This window comes from Mesorhizobium sp. M2E.F.Ca.ET.209.01.1.1 (assembly GCF_004010375.2).
GTDB lineage: Bacteria > Pseudomonadota > Alphaproteobacteria > Rhizobiales > Rhizobiaceae > Mesorhizobium.
The window spans coordinates 1-23974 of record NZ_SADP02000002.1 but is presented as its reverse complement, the minus strand read 5'-3'; the positions used below and the strand labels follow the sequence as shown (position 1 = coordinate 23974).

The 23974-nt window shown below is 59.9% G+C and carries 17 protein-coding genes and 3 pseudogenes; 9 read left to right on the top strand and 11 right to left on the bottom strand.

Annotated features, from left to right (window positions below; genetic code table 11):
- Positions 1–7: 7 nt before the first annotated feature.
- Positions 8–349 (top strand): annotated as a pseudogene (locus tag EN852_RS03610) (transposase); the annotation flags it as partial.
- Positions 350–763: 414 nt separating this feature from the next.
- Here EN852_RS03610 and EN852_RS42150 read toward each other — a convergent pair.
- The gene (locus EN852_RS42150) at positions 764–1084 is read right to left on the bottom strand and encodes an amidase family protein (protein ID WP_245490127.1); all 321 of its coding nucleotides are present in this window, start codon (positions 1082–1084) and stop codon (positions 764–766) included.
- Positions 1085–1782: 698 nt separating this feature from the next.
- On the opposite strand from EN852_RS42150, the gene EN852_RS03600 reads away from it, so the two are divergent.
- Entirely contained in the window at positions 1783–2592 is an 810-nt protein-coding gene (locus tag EN852_RS03600) for an IclR family transcriptional regulator (RefSeq protein WP_127229477.1), read from the top strand.
- A gap of 400 nt (positions 2593–2992) precedes the next feature.
- On the opposite strand, the gene EN852_RS03595 is transcribed toward EN852_RS03600, so the two are convergent.
- From EN852_RS03595 to EN852_RS03565, 6 genes are all read right to left on the bottom strand, one after another.
- Positions 2993–5107, bottom strand: coding sequence for a S9 family peptidase (locus EN852_RS03595; RefSeq protein ID WP_126101837.1), 2115 nt, complete (start codon positions 5105–5107; stop codon positions 2993–2995).
- A 1190-nt stretch (positions 5108–6297) separates the two neighbouring features.
- A complete protein-coding gene (locus tag EN852_RS03585; protein WP_126101838.1) occupies positions 6298–7299 on the bottom strand; it encodes an ABC transporter ATP-binding protein in 1002 nt (333 codons plus the stop codon).
- A complete protein-coding gene (locus tag EN852_RS03580; protein ID WP_126101839.1) occupies positions 7292–8302 on the bottom strand; it encodes an ABC transporter ATP-binding protein in 1011 nt (336 codons plus the stop codon). The genes EN852_RS03585 and EN852_RS03580 overlap by 8 nt, the downstream gene beginning before the upstream one ends.
- Positions 8299–9231 carry an ABC transporter permease gene (locus EN852_RS03575; RefSeq protein WP_126101840.1) on the bottom strand — a complete coding sequence of 311 codons (933 nt, stop codon included), beginning with the start codon at positions 9229–9231 and terminating at the stop codon, positions 8299–8301. Before EN852_RS03575 ends, EN852_RS03580 begins: the two co-directional genes overlap by 4 nt.
- Positions 9228–10223, bottom strand: coding sequence for an ABC transporter permease (locus tag EN852_RS03570; RefSeq protein ID WP_126101841.1), 996 nt, complete (start codon positions 10221–10223; stop codon positions 9228–9230). Before EN852_RS03570 ends, EN852_RS03575 begins: the two co-directional genes overlap by 4 nt.
- A gap of 1 nt (position 10224) precedes the next feature.
- Complete coding sequence (locus tag EN852_RS03565) at positions 10225–11895, bottom strand: ABC transporter substrate-binding protein (protein ID WP_126101842.1); 1671 nt, start codon at positions 11893–11895, stop codon at positions 10225–10227.
- A 600-nt stretch (positions 11896–12495) separates the two neighbouring features.
- Here EN852_RS03565 and EN852_RS03560 point away from each other — a divergent pair.
- The 4 genes from EN852_RS03560 to EN852_RS03545 all read left to right on the top strand — a co-directional run bounded on the left by EN852_RS03560 (position 12496) and on the right by EN852_RS03545 (position 15173).
- Positions 12496–12849, top strand: a complete 354-nt coding sequence (locus tag EN852_RS03560; protein ID WP_126101843.1) for a transposase — start codon at positions 12496–12498, stop codon at positions 12847–12849.
- Entirely contained in the window at positions 12846–13193 is a 348-nt protein-coding gene (gene tnpB / locus EN852_RS03555; RefSeq protein WP_126101844.1) for an IS66 family insertion sequence element accessory protein TnpB, read from the top strand. Before EN852_RS03560 ends, tnpB begins: the two co-directional genes overlap by 4 nt.
- A gap of 66 nt (positions 13194–13259) precedes the next feature.
- A protein-coding gene (locus EN852_RS03550) for an IS66 family transposase (RefSeq protein ID WP_126101845.1) occupies positions 13260–14937 on the top strand; the annotation gives its coding sequence in 2 pieces (ribosomal slippage) (positions 13260–14573 and positions 14575–14937; 1677 coding nt in all).
- 2 nt (positions 14938–14939) lie between these two features.
- Positions 14940–15173 (top strand): hypothetical protein, encoded by a 234-nt coding sequence (locus EN852_RS03545; RefSeq protein ID WP_126101846.1) that lies wholly within the window; start codon positions 14940–14942, stop codon positions 15171–15173.
- Between the two features lie 384 nt (positions 15174–15557).
- Here the strand turns inward: EN852_RS03545 and EN852_RS40740 are convergent, their stop codons facing one another.
- Positions 15558–15824, bottom strand: coding sequence for a hypothetical protein (locus EN852_RS40740; RefSeq protein WP_167498733.1), 267 nt, complete (start codon positions 15822–15824; stop codon positions 15558–15560).
- 81 nt (positions 15825–15905) lie between these two features.
- Between EN852_RS40740 and EN852_RS03530 the strand changes: the two genes are divergently transcribed.
- The 3 genes from EN852_RS03530 (at position 15906) to EN852_RS03520 (ending at position 20721) form a co-directional block, all read left to right on the top strand.
- On the top strand, positions 15906–16811 hold the full coding sequence (locus tag EN852_RS03530) for a LysR family transcriptional regulator (RefSeq protein ID WP_126101848.1): 906 nt from the start codon (positions 15906–15908) through the stop codon (positions 16809–16811).
- 80 nt (positions 16812–16891) lie between these two features.
- Positions 16892–18973 carry a hydantoinase/oxoprolinase family protein gene (locus EN852_RS03525; protein WP_127878311.1) on the top strand — a complete coding sequence of 694 codons (2082 nt, stop codon included), beginning with the start codon at positions 16892–16894 and terminating at the stop codon, positions 18971–18973.
- Entirely contained in the window at positions 18973–20721 is a 1749-nt protein-coding gene (locus EN852_RS03520; RefSeq protein WP_126101850.1) for a hydantoinase B/oxoprolinase family protein, read from the top strand. The genes EN852_RS03525 and EN852_RS03520 overlap by 1 nt, the downstream gene beginning before the upstream one ends.
- 272 nt (positions 20722–20993) lie before the next feature.
- Here the strand turns inward: EN852_RS03520 and EN852_RS42145 are convergent.
- From EN852_RS42145 to EN852_RS03500, 3 genes and pseudogenes are all read right to left on the bottom strand, one after another.
- A pseudogene (locus EN852_RS42145) lies at positions 20994–21482 on the bottom strand (IS21 family transposase); the annotation flags it as partial.
- 219 nt (positions 21483–21701) lie between these two features.
- Positions 21702–21986, bottom strand: a pseudogene (locus EN852_RS03510) (transposase); the annotation flags it as partial.
- A 574-nt stretch (positions 21987–22560) separates the two neighbouring features.
- A complete protein-coding gene (locus tag EN852_RS03500) occupies positions 22561–23670 on the bottom strand; it encodes a succinylglutamate desuccinylase/aspartoacylase family protein (RefSeq protein ID WP_245460084.1) in 1110 nt (369 codons plus the stop codon).
- Positions 23671–23974 lie beyond the last annotated feature (304 nt).

The window sequence follows — 23974 nt, the reverse complement described above, 5'->3', positions numbered from 1 at the left end:
CTGACAGTCCCCCATGGCCGATGATTTGATCCGTGGCGACGAGAAGAGGGTGTGGGCGGACGCCGCTTACGACACCCATGCCCGCCGCGCCCGGCTCAAGGCCGAGGGCAAGAAGGTGCGCATTGCGCGCCGCCCCAACAAGCATCATCCGCAGTTGCCGCCGCGGCTCAAGCACTACAATCGCCTGATCGCCAGACGCCGGGCGACGGTCGAGACCACCTTCGCCACGCTCAAGAACCGTATGAGATTGACCGCAATCCCCTATGTCGGGCTGGCCAAGGCGACCGCCCAGGTAACGATGGCGGCGATCGCATTCAACATGCGCCGATGGACCGCCATCACGGGATAGGTGCGCCTACAATCCGGCCGCAAGAGGCCGCACCGCCGCCAACCCCCACCCAAGGCGACAGAGCTCAAGAATACGAGCGAAACCCCCTGCAATCCGATCCCTTCAAACATCCCTCCGCTACTGCGCAACAGGCCCCTATTTAGGCAGAAAATCGGAACGAAAGGGCCTCGCAGCCTGCGCCTTTGGGCACAACGAGGAAACCTATGCTCACGCCAGGCGCTTCGAGATCGAATGTAAGGTGTGGTGCTCCGGTCATTGATCTATCTCCATTATGGAAGTAATTTCGCGCATTCTGTGCACTGCAACTCGTCACAATTCTACAGCTTGGCAGAGAGCGCTTCGCACACGGCTGGCAGCCCGACCGACGCGATGACTTCTAACCCGCGGTTGTCGCCATGTGCAAAGTCATTCCAGCTAGACCATGATATAAACGGATCTCCAGGATGAGGGTCCGAAAGGACGTCTAATGCGGCGGCCATGTCGCGCACCGTTCGACAGAAAACAAATTCGCGAGTGCGACCAAATGAGCGTCTTGGACCTGAAATCCGTCCGCGGGATCGGAATGAGCCCGAAAAGACCGCACCAGGATGCAGGAATGCGAATTGACCCGCCGCCGTCGCTGGCATGTGCAAGGGGGTGATGTCGGCAGCGACCGTCGCGGCAGCGCCGATGAGGACCCCCTGCAGATCGTTCCAGATTCCATGGATTGGCGGTAATGCCATTGAGTTCACTCATACCTGAGGTACCCAACTCCGGGCATGTTGTTCTCCCATGGTACGGAGCCCTGCGTCTCGCGCGCGGCGATAATAATGGCTGTCGGTTCGGGGCCGATATCCTTTGAAGAGACGGCTCCCCTGTTCTTGAGGGCGCCGAGATGCGGTAGCGCCAATATCCTTGCGAAGGAAAGGTACTCCGCCCAAGATGCCTTCGTCCGAGACGACAACTGTCTCGACAGTCTATGACGGCGTTGATGCGTCGATTGACCTCGTCATGGCCGTCACTTCGGCCGCCTTCACGAGAGAGGCCAAATCGGTAGCATCGTGGTCGGCATATTCGCTCATTCTCATTCGACAGATCCTTACTCACCAACTGCTCTATTGATGGCTGTCGCAGTTGCGTTCCCAACCTGCCCGGTTTGCCAATGCCGAAGCGTACCCGTGACATCACTCTCAATAGCGATCGGATCGACGGCACGCAGGTCTCCAGAACGATGGAACTGTGCGGTCGGCTGGTGAAATCGCCATTGTTCAGTCCCCAATTGAGAACAAGGAGGATCCAAGGAGGAGGTGTGGCCCGTGAGAATGACCGGACTTCAGCACGAATTTACCTCGTCGAGACCTCGTCCGTGTTGCAGATAATGCAACTGTATTGCAACTAGGTTTGAAACGTGACAGGGGTGTGAACACTTGTCCAGTGGAGCTGAGGAGTCATCGATGAATTCTGTCAAACATCCCCCGAGCGCCCGTGACCGAGCCCGTGGTGAGGTTACAACCGTGCAACGGGCATTGAATCTGCTGAGGATCGTCGGCGCGAGTGAAAGGCCGATCGGAGTAAATGAGATCGCGCGGCGGCTAGAACAGCATGCAAGCGCGGTTTCCAGGACACTGTCGACGCTTGAGCACAACGGATTCGTCGAGCGCGATGAAGAGACTGGACGGTTTGTGCTCGGAGTTGAGCTCATCGCGCTGGCGAGCAGGCTTCTTGCTGAACTTGACGTGGTCCGGGTGGCGCGACCCTATCTGGAGGAACTTGCCGAGAGCACGAGGGAAACGGCCTCGCTCAGTCTTTGGAACAAGACGGAGGCCATCAACATCGAGCACGTACTTGGTCCTGGGTCGATCAAGCACATCGCGGCACCGGGGCGCCGCAATCCGGCGCATTGCACGGCTACTGGAAAAGCCATGCTGTCGCAGATGCCTGGGTCAACCCTGGAAGAGGTTTTGGCGCTCGGGCTAGAGCGCTACACGGACCGCACGATCACCGAGGGGAACGCGCTTGAACGCGAGCTGCGTTGCGTGCGCGAACGAGGATACGCGCTGAATGTGGGGGAGTTCATTCCCGAAACCGCCGCCATCGCGGCCGTGATCCACGATCGGAGGGGGAGAGTTGTGGCCGCAATTGCCGTTACGATGCCGGTTTTTCATTTCACCCAGCAAAGTGAACGCCAGCTGGCGCCTCTTGTCATGAATGCGGCGGCAACCATCTCGCGGCGTCTAGGACATCACGGTGCTCAGACGATATGATCAGCAAAGCAACATGCCCAGTGACCTGAGCACATCGGTATTCGCTTCATGTGGCGCTACGGCGAGGTCCGAAAGTCTCTCGCGTCTGCCGTCGATGACATCTTTCGTTCAAAAGAGCAACGGCAGCAATTACGCCCTCCACGCCCCGGCGGGCTTTGCGGCGGCGTGGACCCGGCCCGGCCCCGCAGACGAGCCAAGGTGATTTATGCGAGGTACACTTCAGGCTCGGCTGCCGGTTGTCCCTGTCCCGAAATTGCCGACGCAAGCGCCGAGAGCTGGACGAAGGCGGGTCCACAAATCGGCTGCTTAACTTGTCGGCCGCCCGAGCGCCCACATAATCATAGGCGACGACAAACTTTCCGTCTGACCACAATCCGTGAGGACTTGTGACAGCATCAGTTCAGCTGCTTGTTCGTCGGAGCTGGTCGAGCGTCCAGGCAATGCGAAATGCTGTTTCCTCGGCTACACCAGGCCCATGTGAAGCGCCGCTGTGGCCGCCCACCATCCGCATGCGGAAGACAAGCTCGGGATCGCGATCGGCCGCGCAGGACCGACGCTGCGCCACGTAGCGAGCGGGCTGGTAATAGAGCACCTGGCCGTCGTCGAGCGCGGCGTCGATGTACGTCGGCGGAAGTGGGCGATCAGCGCTGAGGTTGTAGTACGGGTCGTAGCTGCGCAGGTACCGATACTCGTGGGCGATGTGGGGATCTCCGTACTCCGCCGTTTCATGTAGCGCGTACGGCATCGTGAAGTCCAGTTCGGTATCTAGGATGTCGGCGACTGGAACCTCGGCGAGCACGGCGCGGAACAAGTCGGGCCGCAAGCCGGCCGTGGCAAGCACGGTACCCCCGCCACCGCTCTTTCCCTCAATGACGATGCCGTCGCGGATGGCAATCCCCCGCTGAACGAGCCCCTCTGCAGCGGCGATCAAGTCTGTGTGGGTAATGCGCTTTTGATCGCGGGTAGCCGCCTCGTGCCATGGACGTCCGAGCTCACCGCCCCCTCGTACGTGCACGATGCCGAAAGCAACTCCGCGATCGAGCAGGCTCAAGCGCTTTGTTATGGATGAGGGCCACGAGAAGAACGAGGGCCATCTCGGTATTCCGTAACAGCCGTACACATTCAATAGTACCGGCCCCGGGCTTGTTCGATCGCGCCGCGCGACCAAGGAGATCGGGACCTGCACCCCGTCTTCCGCCTCCGCCATGACCACCGTCGCCACATATTGAGCCGCGTCATATCCCGGAATTCGGGCCTGGTACAGGACTGCCGATCGGTCGTCGACAAGATCATGCTCGATGACGGTGTCCGGCGTCACAAACGAGCTAACCGAGTAGGTCAACTTCGAGCTTCGGAACGGATGCCGTGCGACCGAACAGTGCCCCCCTGCCGACAGGCCGACCATTAGAGTGCAGCTCGGCTGGTCGGGAACGATCGTGGCCCCAACCCGCCCGCTTCCGTTACGCGAGATCAGGCGAGGACGAAGACCTTCTCGTTCCAGGACAACCAGATGCTGTTCGAGCACGTGGACCTCCTCGAGGGTCACGCCGTTCCGATGTGGTATGACTTCTTCCCAGCGCGATGGCGACGGGTCGTCAATCGGCGCACACACGAGCCGCCAGTACGGTCCAGCATCGTCCACCCGAAACAGGAACCTGTCGCCCCAGTGCTCGGCATAGATCTCGTGCCCAAGTTCACGCTTCACGATCCGGCGCCACTTGCCCTGCGGCTCGTCGGACGGAAGACACCACACCTCTACAGCGCCTTGCTGAACGCTGAAGGAATAGGTCGTAACTACGTCGAGGAACAACCAGGCGCCGCTATCAGAACGCCGAACCAGCACCGCCAGTCGCTCATTGGCCTCCTCGAACACCACCTCGAAGTTTCCGACGTCTACGTCCAAGCGGACAATCTGATCGACATGCCGCCGATCACTCCGCTCCCGTGTAAGAAAGAGCGTGTGATTGTCGGCGGCCCAGACAACGCGCCGGGCGCGACCCGAGTCGCGCCATATGTCACGGCCGGCGGCCATGTCCCGCACTCTCAACTCGTAGCGCTCGTCGCCGATGAGATCAAAGCTGAACGCCACGTAACGCCCATCGTCGCTCGGCTCGAACACACCGAGCTGATAGAAGACCTCGGCCCCAGCAATCGCGTTCGGATCGAGAACAAGCTCGGCCGAGCCTCCGGTCACCGGCCGGCGCCACCATGCGGGATGACACAAGCCCCGCTCGTGACTTTGGAAGTACTCGAAAGGTCCAACCTGGAACGCTGGTGCGGCGACGCCCTCGCAGGTCTGACGACCTTCGATCTCGGCGATGAGTTCCGCCTTGAGCCCCTTCAGGTGAGCTGTCGCTTGCTCCGCATAGCTGTTCTCGGCTTCCAGATAAGCGCGGACATCGGGATTCTCCCGGTGTTGAAGCCATCGATACCGGTCTATTGTTACGTCGTCATGAAGCACCCTGATCCGCGGCTCGGAATGGGGAAGCGGCGGCTGTAGGCGTTTGTCTCCCATCACACTTCCCTCACGTGGAAGCAAAAGTAAGGATTGCCGCGGCAGCCCTCAAAAATATAGTTTCTTCACTAATGCCCCCCGCCCGACTAGCGAGCAAACCGCTCAAGAAATCATGACCCATGAGATGCCTCATTGTTTTTCTCTTTCCGATTTTGACAGCATAGCGTTCAGCACGACGCAGAACTTGCTTACAATAGCGACGTGCATGCTATTCTCAGCCATCATTAATAACATGAACTGCAAAAAATCCGCTGTTACATAGTCATAAACACGCGGGCGACCGTTTCAGCTACCTAGATGATGGCCCTGCAGCTCGCTTGCTTTGCTATTGATTAGACCTTCAAGCTTATGCCGGAATTGACAAGCATAGAATTAAGCTATCAGCTATCGCGAATCCAGATGCTCAATGCTCGCCGGCGGCGGGGACAGGCCGGTGCGGTGCACGGCCAGGCAACGTCGATCGCGTCGAATCGAAGTTATGGCCAGTTGTACGCTCGAGGTGGGGGCCGAAAAGCAAGCGCCTGTGAACCGCGCATGGCCGCGAGCGAAGGTTAAACGTTGGCGCCTTACGCAACTGACTGGCTCTGTGTTCTCAACGGACCGATTGACGGCCAGTGCCTCCGCACTATCTCGAGCAGCAGCTTGTGCCCAACTGGCGAGTTCGCTCGACCAGGCCGTATTGGCGCCGCTGGATTTCGCGGTTGTTCATGACTTGGCAGCTTGTCAACTGCCGGATGTAGACGATGGTCGGCAAAGGTGCTCAGCGGTGATCTTGCTCATTGCCCGCCTCCTTCAGGTTCGCGGATCGACTGTCCGTCGGCTGGCACGGACGCCGCTTCGATGAGTAGCGATTGCAACAGAGCCACTCGCTTCAGCCGATCGTCGGTCGGACATGTCGGTTGGTGGCGCAGCGGGCGCGAACAAATCCAGTTGAATGCGCAGTGGGATCTTCATCCGCATGTCCTCCTCCAGAGATCAAGTCTCTCGGAAGAGAAGCTACGAGATGATCGACAAGCGGGCGAAGTTCGAGGAGGTATTTGGGGGACGATGGGCTCGGCAACGACCCAGCAAGGCGACAAACGCCCGCAACCGCCGCCTGGAGCCCGCCCATAAACAGCATACCAGTCGATGATTTGCACGGGGTTGGAGTATCAACCACTGAGCCCTTACTGACCGGCATTGGCTGACCTTCACTTTGTCAGCCAACACGCGGACATATGCTGTGGTCCCACTTCGAGGGCCGGCGGCTCCTCCTCCTTGCAGCGGTCGAAGGCAAGCGGGCAGCGCGGATGGAAACGACAGCCCTTCGGCACGCGTGCGGCACTTGGAACCTCGCCCTGCAGGGCCGGTAGCTTGCTGCGATCTGCGTCGCCGCGAATCTGCGGCGTGGCGTTGCGCAGCGCGACGGTATACGGATGGCGGGGGTTGAACGTGATCTGATCCGCTGTGCCGATTTCCACCAGTCGCCCAAGATACAACACCGCAATCCGGTCGGCGATCAACCACGCGAGCGGCAGGTCGTGGGTGATGAACAGCAGCGCCATGTGGTGTTTGTCACGCAAATCCACCAGGACCTGAAGAATCTGTGCGCGTATCGAGACATCGAGCATCGACACAGGTTCATCGGCGACGATGAGTTCCGGCTTCACGGCAAGCGCTCCGGCAATCACGACCCGCTGTCGCTGCCCGCCGGACAGTTCGTGCGGGAAGCGGGGAAAGAAATCGCCGGAAGGATTAAGCCCGGCTGCCGCAAGCGCTTCGCTGACCCTCTCCGTAAGTTGGGAATGGTTCTCGACCAACCGCAGGGAGCGCAACGGCTCCGCCACGATATCGAATACGGTGTGTCGCGGATTGAGCGCCTGATAGGCGTCCTGGAAGATCATCTGCACGCGACGCCGGTAAGGACGCAGGGTCGAGGAGCCTCGCTCCGACGTCATGTCTCGGCCTTCGAACAGCAACCTGCCGCCTGTCGGCTGAGCAAGTTTGGTGATGACGCGGCCCACTGTCGTCTTGCCGCTCCCCGATTCCCCGACCAGGGCAACGATTTCACCCTGTCCGACGTTCAAGTCGATCCCGTCCACCGCACGCACTGCACCGGCAGGTCGGCCCAGAACACGGTCGAAGAATCCGCCACGGATCGGGAAGTGGACCTGCAGGCTTTCCAGACGCAGGATGTCGGCAGTGTCAGGCATGAATTGCGACCTTGTCCTCTTGCGTCAAGGGCCGGTGAAGGTGACAGGCGACGCGGCCCCGCCGGACTTCGTCGAGGCTGGGGACTTCGGTCGCGCATACCGTCATTGCAGACGGGCAACGTGAATGGAAGGCGCAGCCTGAGGGTCGATTCACCAAGTTGGGAGGATCACCGGGGATAGGCCGGATCATCCGTTTGCCGTTTGCTGGGTTTGGTATCGATTCGATCAGCAGCTGGGTATAGGGATGCTTGGGTTGCGCGAAGACATCGGCGACAGTGCCATCCTCGACGATGCGGCCAGCGTACATAATCATCACGCGATCACAAGTCTCGGCAACAACAGAAAGGTCGTGGGTAATCAAAATCAGGGCAAGGTTAAGCTTCGATCGCAAGTCCCCAAAGAGCTTGAGAATCTGAGCCTGTGTAATGACATCGAGCGCCGTGGTGGGCTCGTCGCCGATGACAATCGAGGGGCGACATGCGAGTGCCATCGCAATCATCACCCTTTGACGCATCCCACCCGACAGTTCGTGAGGATAGGCTGCACCGCGGTCCGCCGGAATGCCGACCAGTTCGAGCAGCTCCCTTGCCCGCACGGTGGCCTCGCTGCGCGACAAACCGAGCCGCAGGATGCATGGCTCGGCGATCTGCTTGGTGATGCGGTGAACGGGATTGAGCGCATTCATCGCGCCCTGAAAGACGACGGACGTCTCGCTCCAGCGGTGTGGCCGCATGGCGACATCGTCATTGATAGGCAGTCGCTCTCCGCGATAGCGTACCTCGCCCTCGCTTACCCGCGCGTTGGGCGATAGCAGACCCGCAATCGCCATTGCGGTCGTGGTCTTTCCACTGCCCGATTCACCGACGAGGGCAACGGCCTCTCCGGCTCGAAGCGCAAAGCTTACGCCATCGATTGCACGCGATGAAAGGCCCTTGAGCTTGTAGTCAACAGAGAGCCCGTCGACGTTCAGAAGCAACGCCGTGCTCCGGGAGGGTTCTGTCATGGGATCACCCTCCGGCGTGGATTGAACGTATCGTCGAGGGCATTGCCAATCAGGACGAAGCTAAGCGCAACCGTAAGCGCGCACAGCCCGGGGGCGCCAAGATACCACCAGGCTCCAGCACTGGCGGCGCCGGCGCGCTGAGCGAGCGATAGCAACGTGCCCCATGAAGGCTGCAAGGGATCGCCAAGCCCAAGGAACGAGAGTGAAGTCTCGATATAGATTGCGCCGGAGACGACCAAGGCGCCATTGGCTGCAATTTGCGGCACGAGATTGGGCAGGATGTGCTGTACCATGATGCTGAAATCGCTGCTTCCCACCACCCGGGCACGATCAACGAATGTTCGCTCCTTAAGCGAGAGTGTCTGGCTGCGAACGATACGAGCAACGAACGCCCAGCTGGTCATGCCGATGACAACAATGATCACAAAAAGAGAAGGGCGGAAGCCAAGGATGTCTCCACCGCGCCCCATCACCTCAAGGACCACAGGCGTGATGACCAGCGCGAGCACGAATGAAGGCATAACAAAAAAGAAATCTGTGATGCGCATCAGCCAGACATCCACCCAGCCACCAAAGTAGCCCGAGGTCATTCCGACCGTGGTGCCGACGATGAGGCTGATTACAGTCGCCAGCAGCGCGATCGTGAGTGATATCCGGGCACCATGGACGACCAGATTGAGCACGTCTCGCCCCACCTCATCCGTCCCCAGCAGATGCTGGCTTGATGGTGGTGCGAGGAAGTCGCCGGTTGCATTGATCGCAGTCTGCAGAGGTCCCACCAGAATATTCGGCACCGCTGCCAGCACAAAAAAGAAGATAAGGCATACTATACCCAGCTGAGCCCCGCCATGACCAAGAAATTGACGCAGAAAGTCTTTGATAGCCCGCTCTCGGCTGCGCTTAGAATATTGAACAGTATTTTCACTCATTGCCTAACTCTTGGATCGAGAAGACCGTAAGTAAGATCAGCGACGAGGTTCGCGACAACGATCGACACACCAAGCAATAGGAATATCCCTTGCAGAACTGGATAGTCTCTCGCGTTGAGTGCCTCAACAGTTAAGTTGCCTATGCCTGGCCATGCGAATACAGATTCGACGGTAATAGCACCCGCCACTACATAACCAAGATTTAGCGTCACCAAGGTCATGACTGGTAGCATTGCATTGCGAAAGGCGTGACGCATCAACATTTGGAGGTCAGTCAGCCCCTTAGCCCGGGCAGTTACCATGTAGTCCTCGGCGACAACATCGCTCATAGCAGCACGAGAAACCACAACGTATTGCCCGATCAGACCAAGAGCCACTGCGGACACGGGAAGTACGAGATGCCGCAGATAATCTAACAATAAGTCAAGAGAACCCTTAAGCGCGCCCGGAGAATATCCACCGTAGCCAGGTAGCCAGCCCAATGCCGTGCTAAAGATGACCACCAGAAGCATGCCGACCCAGAACGATGGCGTTGAATAGAGGGCGAGAGAGGCACCCGTCGTGATATGATCGACGACTCCTCCCCTGCGCCAGCCCGCATACATGCCGAGCGTGACCCCCACAACGATTGCGATGAGCTGAGCGATGCCGACCAGTGCAATAGTGGCCGGCAGCCGCTCCAAGAGCAGGCCTGCGACCCGCCTGCCCCTGAACTTGAAACTATAACCGAGGTCGCCATGAAGCGTTGCTGACACGTAGTCGACAAGCTGGTCCGGCACCAGCGGCCGCTCAAGGCCCCAACTCTTCCGCTGCGCTTCCAACTGCTCAGCGGTCACAGAAACTCGTGCCCCGCCCAATAGCAATTTAGCGGGGTCGCCCGGAATGACTCTGAATAAAATGAAGTTCAGAATTACTACCATCGAAAGCGTTACGGCTGCTCTGAGAAGGGCATGCCCAATGTGCCGCGTGGTCCGGCCACCATTGGCAGCCATGTCAGATTGACCTCAAGCGATCGAACGGAAAATAGGTCCACATCGACACCATGTCCTGTGTCCCCCAGCCCTCGAAACAATCTGTGCGATGGGCGTCGAGCACGAGGGGATAGCATAGCATGATATAGGGTGCTTCGCGATAAATGAGGCGCGCCGCCTCATCGACCAGTTCCTGGCTCTTCTTAGGGTCGACGGTACTGTCGACCTCGGACAAGAGCTTTTCGAAGTTGTCATCGGTCCAGTATGACATGTTTGGGTTGCCGATGGCCTTGCTGCTCCCCATCCTAAGCAGGTCGTGAGGTGTGGGAGATGGCCAGTTGCTGGCTACGAGCAAATCCCAGCCTCCGCCGCCATCCGCCGGCGCCGCCGTGCGGGCAGTGAGCGCGCCGGAGTCGAGTTGGGTAACCGATAAAGGTATGCCGACTTGTTGCAGCCAGCCAGCGATAAGCTGCACGACCGCAATCGGCATCTCGAGGACACCCGAGAACTTTCCGGTAATCAGATCGAGCTGGAAGCTGTTGCCCTCCTTGTCCTCCCGGACGCCGTCTCCATTCTTGTCGCGATAGCCGGCGGCATCGAGTCGGCGGCCTGCCTCGGCGAAATCGAAGTGGCGCCTGATGTCGTTTAGGTCCGAATAGTAATCGGCCGCCACCGGCATTACCAGTCCCACGCCAGGGTCCGCGTGCCCGCGGTAAGCTCGGTCGACGATGGCCTTCTGGTCGATCGCATAGCCGATCGCGTCGCGAAAAGCCGGGTCCTGCAGGGCCTTGGTGCTGCCTGCCCCCTTCTCCGAGAGAGTGTTAAAGGCCAAATAATTACGCTGCTCAACGCGCGATTCACCGACCTTTATGTTGGGATCCTTTGAGAGGTCGGCCCATTGGGCGGCCGTGAGACCGCTGCCGTAATCGAGGTCGCCGCTCTTCAAACCCTGCGCGACTGAATCGATTGTCGTGACGTATTGCAATATCATGCCGGCAGTTTTTGGCTGTCCTGTACGGAAATAAGGATTTGGCGTGAGGCGATCAAACTGACCTTGTTTAAACTCCGCAACGATCATAGGTCCAGTTCCCACCAGCGGGGGATTATTGCGGAAAGTGCCGCGAGCATCGGCGTAGCTGATATCCTTCCAAATGTGCTCGGGGACAATTAGAAGGTAGTTGTCAATTGGCCAGCGCGTAGGAGCCTTCGTTACTATTTGCAAAGTCTCATCATCAACAGCCTCTATGAGATCGATTTGGTCCATGCCGTCGGTGTTGTTGAGACCCCGATTTAGTTCGTCGGGCTTGCCAATGGAGTCGCGTAGATAATTATAGGTGAACGCAGCGTCCCTGGCCGTCGCAGGCTGACCATCCGACCACTTCATGCCAGGCCAGATCTTAAAGGTCCAGGTGAGCTTGTCGTCAGCGACGGACCACTCCTTCGCAAACCCCTTCCGATCCTCGTGGCGCTGCGCGTCCATACCCACCAAGCAGTCATAGGAGAAAACCAGGGGCCAGAAGGAACCATAACTCGCAAAAGGGTTCATCGTGTCCGGGGTGCCCATTGTGCCGAAGCGCACGATATGATCACCACACGACGAGGCAAACGCGTTTGAGTGCATGATCCAAGGCGCGGTTGATCCCGCAAGCATAGCCTTCATCATGGCACGGCGGTTGAGCTGCCACTCGTTCATTCTGTCCTCCCTTTAAATTCTAGTGCACCGCAATTTCAAACCGAACGCGCATAGCCTAGGCCATGTCTTGGCGTGATGCAGCGGTTCCCTTCGTTTGCGTTGAAGATGATGGTCGCGGGCAAAGACGGAATGCAAGAACAGAATCAATATCGCAGGTATCTAGGATTTAGATGGGGTTCTCTGATCGTGGAGCTGATTGCAAGCTCCTGTCGGCGTATCCATGTTCCTGCCGGCTCTGTGGTTCTCTTCGCGGTTAACACTGGGTCGCCGCATTTAGCGTTCAAGACGTGGGTGCCTCAATGTAATCGACGCAGTAGTACCTTAAGTTAGGGCTGCCTCCCCATCCACGAGATCACGACGCCATCATCCCGGCAGGGACATTCACCGCCGAAAGGGCGGATCTTGCTTAATGCTTAGCTGGTGATCGCGGTCGCCTCCTCCTTCGACCAGCGGAATTCGCTGACGTCGATCCAGATCCGATGCATGATCACAGCCAGTCTGCAGGGTACGCCTCCGGCGGAGGCCGCCTTGCGAGAAGATGGCACGGTAGCGAGGCTGCGCTCTTAAGGTCGTCCTTACGAGCGTGGTTAGCAGCACAACATGAGCCATGTGACGTTATTGACCGGGCCGGAGCGGCGGCGCCGTTGGAGTGAAGCGGATCAGTGCCGGATACTGGCCGCGGCATTCGCGCCTGGGGCCACAGTGGCGGCGGTGGCGCGTCAGTACGATGTCGCGACCAGCCTGATCTACAAGTGGCGCCGCACGGTGAGAGCCCGCGAGACGGGCTTTGCCGAAGTTGTCGTGGCTCCCGATGAGCCTGTCGCCGTTTCGCGGCCGGCGGCATCCCCAGCGGTGATCGAGCTGGAGGTCGCCGGCAAGGTGCGGCTGCGGATTCCGCTGACCACGCCGCCAACACTGGCGGCGGCGATGGTGAAGGCGCTAGGGGTTTCATGATCCCGGTTCCGAGCCAGGTGCGTATCTGGTTGGCAGTCGGCCAGACCGATATGCGTCGCGGAATGCAGGGTCTCGCTCTACAAGTTCAGGAGACGTTGGGCCGGGATCCGCATGCCGGCGATCTTTATGTCTTCCGCGGCCGCAGCGGCAACCTGATCAAGATTATCTGGCATGATGGGCTCGGCATGTCGCTGTATGCTAAACGGCTCGAGAAGGGCCGGTTTCTATGGGCGTCGCCGGCGGACGGCACGGTTTCGATATCACGGGCGCAGCTTGCCTACATGCTCGACGGGATCGATTGGCGCAACCCGCGTCACACGTTCCGACCGCAGCGCGCGGGCTGAGTTTTTCTTTGAGTTTGCGCCATTTTCCGCGAGTCAGCGGACTCGTTTTATGATTCACTCCAAGGCATGGTTGCCACCGCCCAGGGTGCTGTGCCGGACGATATTGGCGCGCTGAGAGCGGCGCTGATCGCGGCGCTGGCCAGAGCCGAAGACAAGGCCGCGCGCGCTGCGCTGGTCGAGGCCGAACTGGCGGTCGCCAGAGCCAAGGCATCGGATGATGCAGCGCTGATCGCACATCAGGATCTGACGATCCGGAAGCTGCAGCGGGCGCTGCATGGTCAGAGTTCTGAACGCTCAGCCCGCCTGCACGACCAGATGGAACTCATCTTCGAGGAACTCCAGAGCACCGCGACGGAAGACGAGATCGCCGCCGAACAGGCTGCGGCCCGGACCACCGAGGTGGCGCCTTATGTGCGCAAGCGACCCGCGCGCCAGCCATTTCCCGAGCATCTGCCGCGCGAACGCATGGTCGAGCCCGCGCCGACTGCTTGTCACTGCTGCGGCGGTCATCGGCTACGCAAGTTGGGTGAGGATATCACCGAGACGCTGGAGGTGGTGCCGCGGCAATGGAAGGTGATCCAGCACGTGCGGGAGAAGTTCACCTGCCGCGACTCCGAGGCGATCAGCCGGGCTCCGGCGCCGTTCCACGCCACCCCGCGTGGCTGGGCCGGTCCCGGCCTGCTGGCGATGATCCTGTTCGAGAAGTTCGGCCAGCATCAGCCGCTCAACCGCCAGGCTGAACGCTATGCGCGCGAAGGCGTGCCGCTCAGCCTGTCGACGCTCGCCGACCAGGTCGGGGCCGGCGCCGCGGCGCTGATGCCGCTGTTCAAGCAGCTCGAAGCCCATGTGCTGGCCGCTTCACGTCTGCACGGCGACGACACAACGGTGCCGGTCCTGGCCAAGGGCAAGACCGATACCGGCCGTTTATGGACCTATGTGCGCGATGACCGACCGTTCGGCGGCGCCGATCCGCCGGCGGCGGTATTCTATTATTCCCGCGATCGTCGAGGCGAACATCCCGCGGCGCATCTCGCCGGCTGGAGCGGCATTCTGCAGGCCGATGCCTTTGGCGGTTATGGCGATCTCTATGCGACGGGTCGTCAGCCGGCGCCTGTTATGGAAGCCAGCTGCTGGGCCCACAGCCGGCGCAAAATGTTCGAGCTGGCCGATATCGAAGCGGCGGCGCGCAAGAAGGCGCGCAGCGAGAAGCCCAACCTGGTCTATCCACTGGCGGTCGAAGCCGTGAAGCGCATCGATGCCCTGTTCGATATCGAACGCGCGATCAACGGCCTGTCGCCAGCCCAACGCCACGCCGTGCGCCAGGAGCGGAGCGCGCCGCTGCTCACCGAGCTCGAGCGCTGGATGATCGAGACGCGCGACAAAGCTCTCGCGCGGACACGACCTGAGCAAGGCCTTCAACTACATGCTGCGCCGCTGGTCATCCTTCACCCGGTTCCTCGACGATGGGCGGATCTGCCTATCGAACAGTGCAGCCGAGCGAGCCCTGCGCGGCATCGCTCTCGGCAGAAAGTCCTGGCTGTTCTGCGGTTCCGATCGCGGCGGACAGCGCGCTGCCGTTCTCTACAGCCTGATCGTCAGCGCCAAGATGAACGATATCGACCCGCAGGCCTGGCTCGCCGACGTCCTCGCCCGACTGCCCGCCTATCCGGCCCATCGGATCGATGATCTGCTGCCGTGGAATTGGAGGTCCGCAAAACTGCGGACCCAACCAGCTGCCGCCTGATCATGCAGCGCAATAAGGTGCATCACGTCTACACCGTCGGCCGTGTCGCCAGCGACCTCGGCGTCAGCGAAGCGCTCATCCACGAACTGACCCTCGGTCTCGAGCCGGAGGACGGCGTCATCTGGGTGTACGGCACCAACGATGACGACGGGATCTTGGCCTTCACCGATGAAGGCATCGAGGAGGTCAAACTCCTCCTCGAAGAATATCATCGGGTCTCCTCATCGAAAGCTTGACCCCAGCACTCCGGTGCTCAGGTCCTCACGGTCACCAGATACGCACGTCTGCGGACTTCACCGGATGGGTACTCTGCAGGCGACGGCCACTCGGGCTTTCTTGCTGCCAATCCGGCGCGCCAGACGCGCGCCCACGCTTTCAGTGCAGACCATCTGGCGACCCGTGCCAACAGAGTGCCCGCAGCTCGAAGAGATAGATAGGTGCCTGTGAGCGTGTCGTCGCATTTTGACACCGACCCGTCACGATCGACTTCCCGATTGATACCGTCTCGGCGTCAGGCCGAAATGGGCGCCAACACCCGATGAGCGAACAAAGCGCGCTAAATCATCCACCGCGGTGACGAAGCGGATTGGCCGTCAAGACGCCAATGCCGGGTACGGTCATCACGGCGGCACGGATCCCTGTGTGGCGAACCCGAGAATGTGCTCCTCCAACATTCTGATTTTTTGCTCAATGCGTGCGCGGGCAGCTTCGATGCCGTTGGATATCGGCGTACTAACGGCGACGGAATTCGGGAAGACAAGGAGGGAAACAGCTTGCAGCTCCAGCTGATCACTGTAGCCGGCGCAGGCGTCGGCGAGATCGAAGTGGCGCCTTTCGTCGTTTAGGTCCGAGTAGTAGTCGTTTGCCACCGGCATCATCAGTCCCACGCGAGGGTCCGCGTGCCATCACGGGGCTGGCCGGCTCGCCAAGGCGCTTGCAGAACCGCCGACGCCGACCGATAAAGCTGCATGACCTTTGACCAGATCAAAAGCTTCTATCTTGTAGCGGTGCTCGGGACCTTTGCCAAGGCTGCGGAGCAACTGAACACAACACAGCCAACCATTTCAGCGCGTATCGCGGCGCTCGAAGATCGGCTGGGCGTCAGTCTTTTCGATCGCTCGGGCCATCGGGTTGCGCTCACTCCGCAGGGCCGCAGCTTTCTTCGCAGCGCCGAGAAGCTACTGGAAATCCAAGCCAAGGCCCTCAAACGCTACGGCAAAGGCGAGCTGCGTGGAATCGTGCGTATCGGGGCTTCAGACACGATGGCAGTCATCTGGATCCCGCCCTTCCTTGCGGCCTTGCGCGCGGCAAATCCGGATGCCGAGTTCGAGCTTCACATCGGTCCATCCTATCGACTGCGCGACGAATTGCTTGCCCGACAAATCGATATCGGGTTCATTGTGGGTCCCATCTCCAATCCGCAGATGATCAACCATCTGCTCTGTGACTGTCCCATGGTATTCGCAGCCGCACCGTCGCTCGGCCTGCACGGCAGGAAGCTAACACCGGCCGAAATCGACCGCATGGACATCTTCACCTTCGAGCGGATGACTAGGCCACACCAGGATCTGCTGCGCGATCTTCGCAAAGCCGATATTGCGCCCAGGCTGAACCCGATCAACTCGCTTCAGACAACCATTTTGATGGTTCGCAAGGGCTTGGGGATAGGCGCGGTGCCTCTCGGCTCTATCGAGGAGGAAGTCGCTACCGGCAGCCTTGTCGTCGTCGATACCGAATTCAAGCTCACCGATGTCCGCTTCACGGTCTGCTACCCGCAGGGGCCGGACACGCATGTCCCCGAGACGCTCACCGAACGTGCCATAGAGTTCTTGAAGGCACGCGGCTCATCGGACTCGATAAAATTACTTTATTGATCTCCAGCGTAAATTGCGATTTGCATCTATGGGGCGCTCCTTTCTATGTTTCGTCAAATTGGTGGAGCAGGGAGGGTTCGATGAAAGGCTGGCGTTTGGCGTCCGACATTGGTGGTACATTCACCGATATTGCCTTTATAGCCGAGGACGGGCTGCTAAGTACGATTAAGGTGCCATCGACACCCCAGAATTATGCCAGCGGAGTGATCGAAGGTGCGAAAGCCCTCGCATCGGCCCGAGATCTTCGGATCGAGACGATGGCCGAAATGGCGCACGGATGCACCGTCGCTACAAACGCGATTCTGGAGGGCAAGGGTGCCCGCGTCGCGCTGCTCACAACGGCGGGATTTCGTGATGTGCTTGAATTGCGGCGCATCCGTGTGCCTAAGCTCTACGAGCCGCTCTACGTCAAACCTCTTCCTTTGGCGGCGCGCGACCTGAGGCTTGAAGTTCGTGAGCGCGTCGGAGCCGATGGCAGCGTCGTTGTGCCGCTGGTTGAGGATGATGTGTGCAAGGCCGCCGAGGTCATCGCCAGGTCGGGGGCGGAGGCTGTCGCCGTCTGCTTCCTGCACTCCTATCGCTTTCCCGACCACGAACGCCGCGCCGGCGCGCTCCTCCGGAAATTGCTCCCCGGCTGCTTCGTAACCCTTTCGGTCGACGTGCTCCCGCAGATTCGTGAATACGAACGTACCAGCACGACGGTGGTAAACGCCTATGTCGGCCCTCCGGTTAAGCGCTACCTGGAAGGGATGGAAGCCGATCTCGCTGCGGCCGGTTGCAACGCCCGCATATCAGTCATGCAGTCCTCCGGAGGCTCGATCTCCTCCGATGCGGTGAAGGACAAGCCGGCCCAGATCGTGGAATGCGGGCCGGCGGCGGGTGTCGTCGGCGCCGCCCATCTGGCCCGCCTTCTGCGTATCCTTAACGCCATAACGTTCGACATGGGCGGCACCACCGCGAAAGGTTCCCTGATCGAGGATGGCGATGTCATCTTCGCCGAAAACTACGAGATCGGCGCTTCGATGAGCACCGCGGGTGCGATCGCCGGCGGCGGCGGATACGCGCTCAAGCTTCCGGTCATCGACATCGCTGAGGTTGGCGCTGGTGGCGGCTCCATCGTGCGGCTGGACCGGGCAGGGGCTATCAAAGTCGGCCCTGACAGCGCCGGCGCGGCGCCGGGTCCGGCCGCATACGGGCTGGGCGGTGAGGAGCCGACCGTTACGGATGCGAATATCGTGCTCGGCTTCTTGAATCAGCAGTCTCTGGCCGGCGGAACAGTAAGGATCGATGCCGGCTTGTCGCGCGCATCTCTTGAGAGGACGATCGCCTCCCCGCTCGGAATGTCCGTGCATGAAGCCGCATACGGCGTGCATGAGGTTGCGAATGCGACGATGGTGCGGGCCATCAAGGCGGTGACGACCTATCGCGGGCGCAATCCGCGCGATTTCGCCATGTTCGCTTTTGGAGGCAATGGCGGCGTGCATGGGGCGTCCATTGCGCGAAGCTTGGAGATCGGCCGCATATATGTTCCTGCAGCAGCGGGCGTTTTCAGTGCCGTGGGTCTGCTTCTGGCCGAAAAGTCAGTAGCTGTCGCATCAGCCTTCGTCGCACGACTGGACGAGCTCGATTATACGGCAGCTGAACAGGCTTACGTTCAGCTCCAGCGTGAGGCGGAGCGCCTTCTGGGTGTTTCCGGGAAGGCCAGGTGCATGCGCCAGGTAGAGATGCGCTACCTTGGGCAGGCATTCGAGCTGATTATTGATCTCGATGATGGGCACCTATCCACCGAGGCGCGCAGCGAGCTGCGCGCCCGCTTCGACGCCGAGCATGAGCGACGGTTTGGTCACCGTTTCGATGAGCACAACGCAGTCGAGATCGTCGCGTTGCGTCTCAGGGCATCCGACCCGGACCATGTCGTGCCTGCTCGCCTACGGCACGCACTCAAGCCAAGCGAGACCACTTCAAGGCCGGTGTGGTTCGGAAAGAGGTACGGCTTCATTGAGACGGCTGTCGTGGGACGCGCGGAAGTCACGCGGGAGAGGCAGGCCGGGCCGGTTATCGTGGAAGAATATGAAGGGACGACGGTTGTGCCGCCAGACGCTTCCGTCTTCCGAGACGAATTTGACAACCTGGTCGTCGATCTGCAACGAGGAGTCGCGTGATGCGAAACCGCAAGACAGACCCGTTTTTGCTCGAGATATTCAAGAACGCGTTCGACACGATCGCCGATGAGATGACGCTTACGATCGTTCGTACCGCTTACTCCCAGATCGTTCGCGACTCATTGGATTTCTCGACGGCCCTCTGCGATGCGACCGGGCGTACAATCGCTCAAGGCGTGTGCACGCCCATGCATCTAGGCAGCTTCTATGATGCGCTACAGACGATGCTGTGGAAAATCGGCGACGACATCCATCCGGACGACGTGCTGATCATGAACGACCCGTACGCGGCAGCGGGCCAGCACCTTCCCGACATCTATATCGTCCGCCCTATTTTTTACGAGAATGTCCTGCGTGGCTGGGCGACGACACTGGCGCACCATTCGGACGTCGGCGGCATCGTGGCGGGCTCTAACGCTCTCGGCGCTCACGAAATATTTCAGGAGGGCCTGCGCATCCCTGTCCTCAAGCTTGTGGATCGAGGGCGCCGCAACGCCACTCTGTGGGATATGATAGCGATCAACGTGCGTACGCCCGATCTCGTCCTGGGCGATCTTCAGGCACAGATGGCCGCCGGAGCGACGGGTGCGCGGGCAATGGTGCGTCTCTTCGATCGCTATGGCGCCGATACGGTTCTGCAGGCGATAGAGGATCTGAACGACTACGCACGTGAGCTGGCAGAAGCTGAGATCGGCGATCTTCCCGACGGCGTCTATCACTTCACCGACCATATTGACGGGATCGGCGAGAATCCTGAGCCGATCCTTCTCAAGGTTCAGGTCGAGATTAAGGGCAGCCGGGTTGTGATAGACTGGGACGGGTCCTCGCCTCAGGTCGCCGGCGGCGTAAACGCCACTTTCCCCTTCACCAAGGCCTGTGCCTACGCAGCCCTACGATCCGTGATGAAGGCGGACGTTCCCAACTGCCACGGGTTCACCGAGATCATCGAGGTCAGGGCTCCGGAAGGCACCGTGGTCCGTCCCGTATCGCCAGCCCCCTGCGGCGCGCGCGGCATTACCGGCTACAGAATGATCGACTGCCTCTTCGGCGCGCTTTCGCAGGCTGCTCCCGACCGGGTAACGGCCGACGGATCCGGCGGCTCGACTTTGCCTACCATTGCGGGCCTGCATGGGGGCAACCAGTTCGTCTTCTGTGAAACGGTTATGGGAACCTGGGGAGCCAGCCTAGCGAATGACGGGCTGGACGGTGGCCCACATATCGGCGCCAACCAGTCGAACGTGCCGGTTGAGATGATCGAGCAGACCTATCCTATCCGCATCGAGCAATACGGCTTCGTCCCCGACACAGGGGGTCCGGGACGCCGTAGGGGTGGGCTCGCCATCCGGCGCGATTATCGGCTCCTTGCGAGCTCAGCGACCTTGAATATCCGTTCCGATAAGCGTGCCTATCCGCCGCATGGCCTCTTTGGGGGCTGCGAAGGCAAGCCGTCGATGAACCGTCTGATCTCGGGCGACAATGCCATCGTGCTGCCGGTGCTCCTTAAGGAGCCGGTACCAATGAAGAAAAACGACCTGTTCTGCCACGTGATGCCATCGGGGGGTGGGTACGGCCCAGCATCCGAACGGGAGCCGGAGCGCGTGCTGGAAGACTGTCGTCTCGGCAAGATCAGCATAGAAGGTGCGCGGCGCGACTACGCCGTAGTCCTCACGAAGAGTGAAGCGGGCATCGTCATCGATCTCGACGCCACGCAACAACTGCGGCAGGCAAGATCTCGTGCGGCGGAATAAGTCATTTCAAGCGGAGGACGAGAAATAAGGATTTGAACCCGGCTCGACCTAGCAGGATGTTGAAACAGGCGCTCGCCCTTGGGCTGCGGCCGTGATTCATTTTCCTTGAATGGATTCGGAGGATGAATCGTGCGATAGTCGGACTGGTGAACTGTTCAGATCCGATCTGGGCAAGGACCGGGGCCTCCCGGCGGAAGATTTCTTTCGCGTTCGAGTTCCGAAACCGCATTCGCGATCTCTAAAACCCACTCTGCCGAATCCGTCTTCGGAAAAACCAGTGCGTCAACGCCTGCCATCACGGCTGCAAGCCGGAATAGGCGAGCCGCGAATGATAGAGACGGTGATCGAGCGGCTGTCCGGCGATGGTGAGGCCGGTGCTGCTCATGATCGGTGAAATCCGACAGGCCGAGGCGGCCGGCTCGTGCGTTTGCCGGAAGATGACTTCCTGTTCCTCGCCATCGGACAGCGCGCCGGGATCGGACGCGACGCTGGCGAATGGCGTTGCCCAGCTCGGGATGACGCCGCAGCGTCTCCTCGAAGATTGCGACCGGCCGGATTCCCGGCGCAGCCCACAGCAGCGGCACGATCTCGGCGTCAAAATTGTCGGGCGAGCGGATCGGGCGGCGGCGTTGTCGCGGAACCTTCCTCTGCGAGGGCAGCCTCGAATCCTTCTCGATGCGATAGGCCGTGCCGTGCCGATCGACGCCTTCGCCGCCGCGACGGCCGTCGTATGGGTCTGCCGGAACTTCATGAAGCCTCATCTGGTGATCGGTTACGTGGCGGCCGGGCACTAAGTGATTCCTCCAATCCGACAAACCACTGGCGTACCCGGTCGGCCGCGATCGCCAGACAACGCTCCGAAAGGGAACGCCGCCGGCGGCATTCTCATCTTGATTGACGCTGCGCTCTCACTTGATTGCCGCGCCCCAGCGGGAACGTCGACGGATATCCGCAGACCCGAACCTAGTTTTTCGATACTAGCGCTCAAACAATTCGGTGGAGAAGCGGCCCGCCCGATCCTGCGGAACCCGCAGCTCAAGCTTGCCGACCCGCGTGACAAGGGTGCGGCCCTAGACTAATAGCCAGAGCGATAGCCGAGACGCTCCGGCGTGCGCTGGTTCTTCGCAGCACCCAGCGCCTCGTCCATCTCGGCCTCGAGCACCTCCTGCATCACAGCGCGGATCACCTCGTGCAATCCATCCGTATCCGGGTTCGAAAGCAGAATGTCTTTGACGGCCGGCGGATTTATCTTCAGTCTTGGTCATGGCGGCGTTCCTTCGCGGGAATCGGTGACGTGAACAATCATCAGCCTGCCATGACCGCCCTCTCTCAGCGAATTTGCAGAACTCTCAGCACACTACCAAGGCAGCCGGGTCAGCCAACTTCCGCGCTGGTTGCGCCGTGCGGCCCTGCCTACCGGAAAGGTCTAGCCCCGAGAATGGAAAGCACGACAACGGCGACCGCCAGAAGCGGTGACGGCCGAGGGCGACGCGCGCAAACTTACAGGAGGTCTGGACTGCGACGCCATGAAGGTCGACAGCATGGCGTCTCCCAACCCGCCGAGGGGCCGGCGTGATGTAAAAGCCGAGGCAGATCACAAACACCACAGGGAACCGCCGCGCACGCCCGGCAGGCTGAGCGGGAAGAAAACGCGAGAAGGCGGCAAAAAGGCGTCGCCCATGCTGCGGGCGGCCGCCATCAGAGATGACGCTGACCAGAGGCAGGATCATCATGGGCAGCATAATGTGGTCGGGTGTCCGGCGGCCGCGTGGGCGCTACTTGACAAGTACGCACACTCGGTATGTCGTTGTTGAGGCGAAATATCGATGCCCCTTAGATTCAGAGATTGAGCGGCCGCGCGAGGTACACTAAGCCATCGTTGACGTCGACCTGCATTCCGGTCCTTAATGAACAGACGATCGATGTGGTAGGCGCTCGAATTTCAATGGCCTTTGATGACCACGGATCCAACGGATGCAGGAGTCCTACAAGATCTCCTTCACTCAGCTCGTCCAACACCGAACAACGAGGTTCGAAGATGCCTCGTGCCGGCGATGTCAGTTGGTCCGACGTGAGCGACTCGAGTGTCAGGTTAGTCTTCATTTGACGGGGCGTCGGATACTCTGTCTTTCCTTCTACGAGCCCAAGCTCGATAATTGCGTTGCGTACCCCAGCTTCGGCGACCGCAAGAGCGTCGGCGCTCACGGTTCCACTGCCGAGCTCAGCACAAACGAATACCTTGCCTTGGCTTTGAACCAAGGTATCGAACATTCCTTGCGTTGGTCCATCCCAGGCCAGTGTCACTGGAAACTTGAAGGCCGCTGCCATGTTAAGCGTCTTTCGCATGAGATCGGCGTCGCCAATAGGGTGCGTTGTGGCTGCGGGGGGACAATCAAACTTGGGTCCGAAGCTGTGCAGATCAAAAACCATGTCAACCGTTGGTAACAGCAACTCCGACACTGCACTCGCAGTGCGTTCGGATATTGACCCGTTCGGCCGGCCGGGAAACACACGATTCAGGTCCAACCTATCTACTGGCGACCTGCGACTCCACGCTTCCAAAGCTGTCGGATTGAGCATCGGCGCAATGAGAACTCTCCCGCACGTTTGCGCTTCAATTAGCCAGTCAATGAGCCGAAGCGCGACAATTGGTCCTTCGAATTCATCGCCATGGATACCGGCGGTAATAAGGAGGCGCGGCCCCTCCCCTTTATTAAGGCTTAGAACTGGAAGCGGAAGAGCTTCCCTGTCCGTGCCCGTTGGGACTACAAGATAACCCTTGTTCACGCCAGGCTCGTCGAGGTCAAACGTAAGGTGCGGTTTTTGGCTCATTGACAAGGTTCCATTATCTATAAAACGTGGTGGATTAATCGTTGCCACAGTGTGCAGCTTGGCCGGCGGATTGACGAAGGCGACAATTATTTCTCCGCCAATGACCCCATCAGGCACTGCAGCCAGTGCTCCCAGTATTGAAATGTATGCAGATTATTCCTCGAAAATTTTTACTTTCAGTTAGGTCAAAACAGGTTTCAAAATCCGTCTCGTACGATTTCCTTACAAGCCGACCACCATGACATCGTCTTATCTGGAATTGTGTTGAAATAGCTAGATCAGAGGAATCGAAGGTCGCGATCGCCGTTGCTCAGGACCTCCGCCCCTCCATCGGTCACCAGGATCGTCTCGCTGCAACCGATCGCGAAACGGCCCTCCTCGTCGGTCAGGAACAGCGGCATGTGCAGCGCCATGTTGGGCC